This is a genomic window from Streptomyces capoamus (assembly GCF_014654935.1).
GTDB classification, from domain to species: domain Bacteria; phylum Actinomycetota; class Actinomycetes; order Streptomycetales; family Streptomycetaceae; genus Streptomyces; species Streptomyces capoamus.
This window is the reverse complement of the sequence record NZ_BNBF01000009.1, coordinates 113775-122195: the sequence shown is the minus strand read 5'-3', so window position 1 is coordinate 122195 and position 8421 is coordinate 113775. Positions and strand designations below refer to the sequence as shown.

General features: G+C 73.9%; 6 protein-coding genes. 2 read left to right on the top strand and 4 right to left on the bottom strand.

Features of this window, described 5'->3' with window-relative positions; all coding sequences use genetic code 11:
* Positions 1-1983: sensor histidine kinase (locus IE312_RS16490; protein ID WP_229899883.1), on the bottom strand; the 1983-nt coding region annotated here is incomplete at its 3' end.
* Between the two features lie 493 nt (positions 1984-2476).
* Complete coding sequence (locus IE312_RS16485) at positions 2477-3661, bottom strand: MBL fold metallo-hydrolase (protein WP_189982471.1); 1185 nt, start codon at positions 3659-3661, stop codon at positions 2477-2479.
* 278 nt (positions 3662-3939) lie between these two features.
* On the opposite strand from IE312_RS16485, the gene IE312_RS16480 reads away from it, so the two are divergent.
* Positions 3940-4560, top strand: coding sequence for a TetR/AcrR family transcriptional regulator (locus IE312_RS16480; protein WP_189982469.1), 621 nt, complete (start codon positions 3940-3942; stop codon positions 4558-4560).
* Positions 4561-4774: 214 nt separating this feature from the next.
* Here the strand turns inward: IE312_RS16480 and IE312_RS16475 are convergent, their stop codons facing one another.
* Positions 4775-5560 carry an SGNH/GDSL hydrolase family protein gene (locus tag IE312_RS16475; RefSeq protein ID WP_189982730.1) on the bottom strand — a complete coding sequence of 262 codons (786 nt, stop codon included), beginning with the start codon at positions 5558-5560 and terminating at the stop codon, positions 4775-4777.
* A gap of 197 nt (positions 5561-5757) precedes the next feature.
* Positions 5758-7830 carry an alpha-galactosidase gene (locus IE312_RS16470; protein ID WP_189982467.1) on the bottom strand — a complete coding sequence of 691 codons (2073 nt, stop codon included), beginning with the start codon at positions 7828-7830 and terminating at the stop codon, positions 5758-5760.
* Between the two features lie 171 nt (positions 7831-8001).
* On the opposite strand from IE312_RS16470, the gene IE312_RS40395 reads away from it, so the two are divergent.
* The coding region (locus IE312_RS40395; RefSeq protein WP_229899881.1) for a tyrosine-protein phosphatase at positions 8002-8421 on the top strand (420 nt) is incomplete at its 3' end.

Genomic DNA, 8421 nt, shown 5'->3' with positions numbered 1-8421 from the left:
GTGCGGGGCCGTGTGGTGGGGGCGGGGCAGCGGAGCCGTGTAGTCGGCGCCTGTGTGGCCCGCACCCGTGTGCGCGGACCCCGAGTGGTCTGCGGCCGTTCTGTACCCGGCCAGTTGGCTCGGGGCCGCGCTGTCCGCGCTGTCCGCGCTCGCGTGGTCCATGCTCCTGCGGTCCGGGTTCGTGTAGTCCGGCCTCGTGTAGTCCGCGCCCATGTGGCCTGAGGCCGTGTAGTCCGCACGCATGTGGCCCGCACCTGTGTCGCCGGCTCCCGTGGCTGTCTGCTGGGCCTCGGCGAGTCCGATTCCGCGCTGGAAGGCGGCCATCAGGCCGGGGTCGTGGCCGGCCACGATGTCGGAGTCCTGGCGGGGCGCGGGACCGCCGCGCAGCTGGGGCACGATGTGCTCCTGGGCGCGCCGGCGGGGCAGTCGGGGCTTGTCCATGGTGCCGCGCACCGGACCGACGCGCGGGGTGGGCAGTACGCCCGAGTGCGCCTCCACCACCGGCCGGTCCTCGGCGCTGACGCCGGGCACGGCGTCGGCGGGGCCCGGCCGCGTCCCCTGGGCGCCGCGCACGGGCAGCGGGTCGGGCGCGGCTCCGTGCCGTCCGTGCCCACCGCTCTCGGTGCCCCGCGGCCCGGTTCCGCGCTGGGCGTGCCGTCGCCTGCCGGTGCCGGCCCCGGTCCCGATGCCGGTCCCGTCGTTCCCCGGTGCCGGCGCGGGCGGCTGGGGTTGGGGCTGCGGGGCGGCCGTGCCGGCATCCGCGCCCGGTACCCCCGGCGCGTTGCCCAACAGCGCCTGCGGGACGACGAGCACCGCCTGCACACCGCCGTAGATGTTCGTCTGCAGCCGCACGTGGATGTGGTGCCGGCGGGCGAGCTGGGAGACGACGTAGAGGCCGATGCGGCCGTCGGCCAGCAGGCTGGCGACGTTGACCTGGTCGGGGTCGGCGAGCAGGGCGTTCATGCGGCTCTGTTCGCCGACGGGCATCCCCAGCCCCCGGTCCTCCACCTCCACGGCGAGTCCGGAGGTGACGAGGTTGGCGCGCAGCAGGACCTGGGTGTGCGGGGCGGAGAACACGGTGGCGTTCTCGATGAGTTCGGCGAGCAGGTGGATGACGTCGGCGACGGCGTGGCCGCGCAGTTCGCCGTCGACGGGGGGCACGAGTTTGACCCGGGAGTACTGCTCGACCTCGGCGATGGCGGAGCGCAGCACCTCGGTCATGCTGACCGGGTTGCTCCACTGCCGGCGGGAGACCGCGCCGCCGAGCACGGCGAGGTTCTCGGCGTGCCGCCGGATCCGGGTGGCGAGATGGTCCACGTGGAAGAGGCCCTTGAGCAGGTCGGGGTCCTCGATCTCGTTCTCGAGGTCGTCGAGGATCGAGATCTCCCGGTGCACGAGCGACTGAAGCCGGCGCGCGAGGTTCACGAACACTTCGAGCTTCTGCTCGCTCCCGGCCCGGCTGGAGAGCTGGGCGGCCCGGACGACGGCGGTGACGGCGCCGTCGTACGCGCGGGCCAGGTCGGCGGCGAGGAGTTCGAAGTCGTCGGCGTCCGCGGGCGGCCGGCGGCGCGGGCCGGGGGCGGGCGGGGTCTCGCCCTGCCGGAGCGCGTCGACCAGGGCCTGCAGGTCTGCCTCGCCGCGTGCGGCGGTGCGGCGCAGTGCGTCGACGCGGTCGGTGACCGAGCGGGCGGCGCGGTCGGCGGCCACGGCGGCGATGAGGATCGCGGCGACGGCCACGGTGACCGCTCCGGCGAGCACGGTCCAGAGCAGGGGTCCGCTGCGGGCGCCGGTGGAGCGGATGCTGAAGAGCACCGCGGCGGTGGCGCTGAGCGCGACCGCGAGGGGTGGCAGGACGGCCAGCCGCATGAGCTGGGGCCGTATGTGGGTTTCGGGCAGTGCGGGAGCGGGTCGGGCGACCGGCCGCCCGTGCCGGCCGCCCTCGCGGCGGTCGGCACGGGCGGCCGGTGCTCGGAGGTGAGACATCTGCGTCCTCGTACTGTCCGTCGGGTGTGTGTTCCCGTGCGGTGCGCCGCGGGCCTGCGTCGATGCGGGCGGGCGTCGTCACGGCGTCGGCCGGCGGCACCGGCGGATCCGGCCGCGCGTCGCCCGACGGACACTCACAGTAGTCGCCTGAGCCACATGTGCGGTGGGCAGTTGACGAAGTCCCCCGAGGAGCGTCCCGCTCTGGTATGAGGTGTCGTACGAAAGTCCGATGACCGGGGTCGAGCACACAGTCCGGCTACGCACAAAGGCGATCTGCCCTGCTCACAAGTGGTCACAAACGGAACGGGCGATCGATCGCCCGCAGCCTCCGGACGCCCCTCCCGCTCGCCGTCCGATGCTCCCGGTGCGCCGCCGGATGTGCCGCGGCGAGCCCTGACGACCACCCGGCCACGGAGGTGACCGTCACGGAAAGTCACCGCTTTGGCCTTGGCCCGGGCCGGCGCTGCCGGGCCGAGGTGACAGGCGTCCGGGGTCAGTCCGTGCGGTCGCCGGTGGGGCGGGCGGGCGGCTCCGCGACGAAGGCGCCGACCGAGCGCCAGGTGCGTCGCACCTCCCCCGCAACGCCTCGCCACCACGCCTCGGCGGGCAGCTTGCCGGCCGGCTCGAAGGGCTCGCCGGGCCGGGGCAGCGCCACCGCCTGGCCGGCCTCCTCGGCGGCCTCCTTCGTCCACTCCCCCGGCTCGGCCCAGGGGTGCGGGGCGAGGTTGAAGGTGCCCCAGTGGATCGGCAGCAGCACCCCGTGCGGTGCCCCGCCCTGGAGGTCGAGGTGGGCCCGCAGGCCCTCCTCGGGAGTCATGTGGATGTCGGGCCAGAACTCGCTGTACGCACCGATCTGGATCATCGTGGCGTCGAAGGGGCCGTGCGCGGCACCGATCTCCTGGAAGCCGTCGAAGTAGCCGGTGTCACCGCTGTGGTAGATCCGGTGTTCGGCGCCGGCGACGGTCCACGACGCCCAGAGGGTGTGCTGGGTGTTGCGCAGTCCGCGGCCGCAGAAGTGCCGGGCCGGGGTGGCGGTCAGGGTCAGCCCGCCGATCTCGGTGGACTCGTGCCAGTCCAGCTCGCGCAGCCGGTCCGCCGGGACGCCCCAGTGCTCCAGGTGGGCGCCGACACCGAGCGGCACGGCGAACAGGGTGTCCGTGCCCGCCAGCGCCTTGATGCTGGGCAGGTCCAGGTGGTCGTAGTGGTCGTGGGAGATGACGACGACGTCCACCGGGCCGAGCGCGGCCAGCGGCAGCGGCACCGGGTGCAGCCGCTTGGGGCCGGCGAAGGGGAACGGGGAGCAGCGCTCACCCCAGACGGGGTCGAACAGCACCCGGTGGCCGTCGATCTCGGCGAGGACGCTGGAGTGTCCCATCCAGGTCAGCCGCAGCCCCGTCGTGGGCGGCCCGGCCAGGTCGGCGAAGGTGGTGGGGTACACCGGAACGGTGCCCTTGGGGGCGCGCAACGGCCGGGTCTCCTTGTCCAGGAACACCTTCGCGAGGTCCACGGGGGAGCCGGAGGGGCGGGTACAGGCGGGGCCGCCGGGGTTTAGGAAGACACCGTTCCTGAAGTGCGGCGAGCGGCGGATGCGTGCCAGGCGCTCACCGGCGGGGTCCGCGCCGAACGCCTCGGGCCGCAGCGCGCGGAGCCCGGAGCTCGAAGAACGCAAACCGGTCACGGTACCTCCCGTGCAGTGGGTGAGGCCCTCCATTATGGTCGGCCCGCGCGACGGTCCCGGTAGGCAGGGGTGTGCCCGCGCCGCTGCCGGGGGCCCGTCGCGCGACCGCCCGGGCGCCGGGATGCGGCCCCGGGGTCAACTCCGTTGCGGCCGGCCGACGGTGGGCCCGACCGGGCGGCCGGCGATGGGCTCCTGCGCGGCACCGGTGCGAGGCCGACGGCGCAATCATGTGCGACCGGCCGCGCTCACTTGCGATCGACTGCGACTAGGGTGAGCGCGTGGCAAGAGTGCGGATGGGCGTGGCCGAGCGGCGGGAGGAGCTGCTGCGGGCAGCCATCGGGCAGATCGAGGCGCGGGGTGTGGCGGCGGTGCGGATCGCCGACGTGGCCGCGTGCCTCGGGGTGAGCAACGCGCTGGTGCTGTACCACTTCTCCACGAAGGAGAAGCTGGTCGCCGCGGCGTTCGCGTACGCGGCCGAGGACGACCTCGCGCACCTGCGCAAGGTGGTGGGCCGGCGGACCACCGCGCTGCGGCGGCTGCGGGCCGCGGTGCGCTGGTACGCGCCGACCGGGCAGGCCAAGGGCTGGCGGCTGTGGATCGAGGGCTGGGCCGTGGCCCTGCGCGAGCCCGCGCTGCGCGAGGTCACCCGGGAACTGGACGAGCAGTGGAAGGCGGCGATCGCGGGGGTCATCGCCGAGGGCGTGGCCGCCGGTGAGTTCGCGTGCGCGGACCCGGCCGGCACGGCACTGCGGCTGACCGCGCTGCTGGACGGCCTGGCCGTGCAGCTGACGTCGTACCCGGGGGCGGTGGTGCGCTCCCGCGCACAGGAATGGGTGGACGACGCCCTCGCCCGGGAACTGGGCCTGGACCGGGCCACGTTGACCGAGCGGACGCGGTGAGCACCCGGACCGCGCCACACCGCCCGGTCCGAACACACCGCGCCACCCGGCCCGGACCGTCGATCCGGCCGCGTCCCGCCGCCGCGCGGGCGGCGGGACGGCCTCGGGGGCCCGCCACCGCTGCCGCGCGGTGCCGACAGCCGGGCGCCGACGGCTGCCTGCCGGGCGGCCGTCCCGGACTCCGGCCCTCGCGGGCCACGGCAGTGTCGCCGGGTCAGGCCACCGAGGCGATGCGCATCTTGATGTCGTCCGGGGAGAGGGTGCCCTTGGCGGTGACGTGGTCGCCGGAGGACTCGCCGCGCAGGCGGCGGCCGATCCAGGGGACGAGGTACTCGCGGGCCCACTGGACGTCGTCGCGGCGGACGTCCAGGGTGCCGCGCGGCGGCAGCGGCGGCCACGGCTGCTCCGGGTCGGCCGGGACGTCCAGGCCGAGGGCCTGTCCGGCGCGCAGCGCCACGCGGGTGTGGCCCTCGGGCGAGAGGTGCAGCCGGTCGTTGTCCCAGGCCCTGCGGTCCTGGACGGACTTCAGGGACCACAGGTCGAGGACGGGGCAGCCGTACCGGTCGGCGATGGCCCGGACGTGCCCGTTGTAGGTGGCGATCTTGCCGCGCAGGTGCTTGAGCACGGGCACGCCCCGGGTGTCGAAGCCGGTCGTCACCAGCACGGTGCCGACGGCCTCGGTCAGCCGGGACACGGCGCTCTCGAAGCGCTCGGCGACCTCGTCCGGGTCGGTGCCGGGGCGGATGATGTCGTTGCCGCCCGCGCAGAAGGAGACGAGGTCGGGGGCGAGTTCGACGGCCCTGGGGAGCTGGTCGGCCACGACCTGGTCCAGCAGCTTCCCGCGCACGGCGAGGTTGGTGTACTGGAAGTGTCCCTCGGGGCACCGGTCGGCGAGGAGTACCGCGAACCGGTCGGCCCAGCCCACGAACGCCCCGTCGGGGCCGGGGTCGCCGACGCCCTCGGTGAAGCTGTCCCCCACCGCTACGTACGACCCGATCACTGATGCGTTGTCATTCTTCGAATCGTCTGCCACGTCGGACCATGATTCACCTTTCGGTGTGACTTACGCGACCGTAGGGCGGGGTTGACTAGCGGTGAGAAGAGCCACTCCGCAATTGTGTGCCGGGCGGGAATAGGCGGTGCCGGCGCAGCGGGAAGTCGGGTGCCGGCCGACGGGGACGCCGTGCGCGCCCGGGCTCATATACGGCGCAGCCGGATGACCGTCGCGTCCAGGTCGCCCTTCAGTCCGGTGTGCAGTCCGTGGTGCAGCAGTACGGCACCCCGGTGCACCTCGCCCGTTTCACGGCAGGCGTAGGAGGCCGTCGGGTCGAGCCCGCGCAGCCGCACCGCCGGCACCGGCTCGCCGTAACTCTGCGCCTGGAGCCAGGCCAGGACGACCGCCTCCTCGCCCCGCAGATACTGCACGGCGCTCAGGCCGCCCGCCGGGGGCCGCAGCCGGTACAGCTCGCCATGCTGCACCAGCGGGCGGATCTCCTTGTACAGCTCGATCCACCCCCGGGCCTCGGCCAGTTCCTCGGTGCTCCACTCGGTCAGGTCCCCGCCTACGCCGAGCACGCCGGCCATGGCGCTGACGAAGCGGAACCGCAGCGAGCTGACCCGCCCGTTGAGCTGGGCGTTGGGGCTGTCGGTGACCCAGGCCGCCATCACGCGCGCGGGGTGGATCTGGGTGAAGCCGTGCTGGATGGCGAGCCGGTCCAGCGGGTCGGTGTTGTCGGAGGTCCACACCTGGTCGGTGCGGCCGAGCACGCCGAGGTCGATCCGGCCGCCGCCGCCCGAGCAGGATTCGAAGGCGACGCCGGGGTGGGCCGCCCGCAGCCGGTCCAGCAGGCCGTACAGGGCGTTGACGTGATCCACCCACAGGCGCTGCGGGTACGGCTCCCCGGGCCAGCCGGCGTCGGTGAAGCAGCGGTTGAAGTCCCACTTCACATAGTCGATCGGGGCGCTCGACAGCAGGGTGTCCAGCCGCTCGAAGAGGTACTCCTGGACGTCCGCGCGCGCGAGGTTGAGGACGAGCTGGTTGCGCAGTTCCGTCCGCCGGCGTCCCGGCTGGTACTGCACCCAGTCGGGGTGGGCGCGGTACAGCTCGCTGTCGGGGTTGACCATCTCGGGCTCGACCCAGACACCGAACCGCATGCCCAGGTCGTGCACCTGGCCGGCCAGGGGCGCCAGGCCGTGCGGGAAGCGGTCGGGGTTCGGCGTCCAGTCACCGAGGCCGGCGCGGTCGCTGGTGCGGGCGCCGAACCAGCCGTCGTCCACCACGAACAGCTCGACACCGATCCCGGCGGCCCGGCGGGCGAGCGCGAGCTGCTGTTCCTCCGAGATGTCGAAGTACGTCGCCTCCCAGGAGTTGAACAGCACGGGCCGGTCCCGGCCGGCGTCCGGGACGACGTGCGCCCGCTGGTAGGCGTGCCAGGCGCGGCTCGCGCCGCCGAAGCCGCCGTCGCTCCACAGGCCCGCGAAGACCGGGGTGGTGTACGACTCCCCCGGCGCGAGGAGCATCAGACCCGAGTCGTCGTGGCCGGCGCCGCCGGTGATCTGCACGCGCGCGTCCGGGAGCTGGGCGACGGCGATGCGCCACGAGCCGGACCAGCCGAGCGCGCAGCCGTAGACCTCGCCGCGCTCCTCGGTGGCGTCGGTGTCGAGGGCGACCCAGGGCAGGTGCTGGTGGCCGGTGTGCCCCCGGCGGCTGCCGATGACCTTCTCGCCGTAGGTGAGGGGGGCGGCGGTGAGCCGGGACTCGGCGGCCCAGCGGCCGTGCAGCTGGGACAGCCGCCACCCCTCGCGGTCGGGCAGCGTCCAGGTGGCCGCGTCGGCCCGCAGCAGTTCCACGCGCGCGGGGCCGCCGTTCACGACGGTCACCCAGCGTTCGACCACGTCGCCGCGCATCCGGTAGTGCAGGGTGATCCCCACACCGTCGTCGTCGAAGCGCAGCCGCAGCTCGTCGCCCTCCGTGCGGGACGACTCGAAGCGCCACTCGGTGCCGCGCCGCTCCTCGGTGCGGACGGACAGGGCCGGGCGGACGAAGCGGGGGCCGCCCTCGACGGGATACTCCTCACGGCCGTCGAGCGGGGACTCGAAGGGCCAGTAGCCGGGCAGCGGCCGTAGCGCGAGCGCCTCGGCGTCGGCGAGGGCGATCCGCGGCCCCCAGTGCAGGTGCAGCAGCTCGTCCGCGTCGGTGAGATGCAGTGCGTAACTGCTGTGGGGGCCCGACAGGAGCCAGGTACGACCGTTTTCGGCGATGTCCACCATCGAGACCTCACAAGTGCCAACAGATCCGCGCAAGTGCCAACATCATCGGGGGCGCGCACCCCGCTGGCAATGCCTGTGGACAACTCATTGCCCGGGGAAATCGATGCCGTATGGTCGACGGAGCGCCCGCCGACGAGCCGTGACGGCGGCGACCGACCGGGAGGAGCCCCCGTGACGCAGCAGGTCCCGTCGACCGAGCCCGAGCTGGCCGGAGTGCGCAATTTCCGTGACGTCGGCGGGCTGCCGACCGTGGACGGGCGGCGGGTGCGTCATGGAGTTCTCTTCCGCAGCGGTCACCTCGCGCACGCGACGCAGGAGGACGCGGCCTTCCTTGCCTCCCTGGGCCTGCACACGGTCTTCGACTTCCGCAACGCAGCCGACCAGAAGCTGGAGGGCCCCGACGTCGAGCTGCCCGGCGTGCGGAACGTGAACCTGCCGCTGAGCGACCCGGCGGACGGCGCCGAGTTCTGGAAGATGGTCCGCGAGGGCGACCTCGACCAGTTGCGCGCGATCCTGGACGGCGGCAAGGGCGAGGCGCGCATGATCGCCTCGTACCGGAAGATCGTCGTCGACCGCACCGCCGAGCACTCC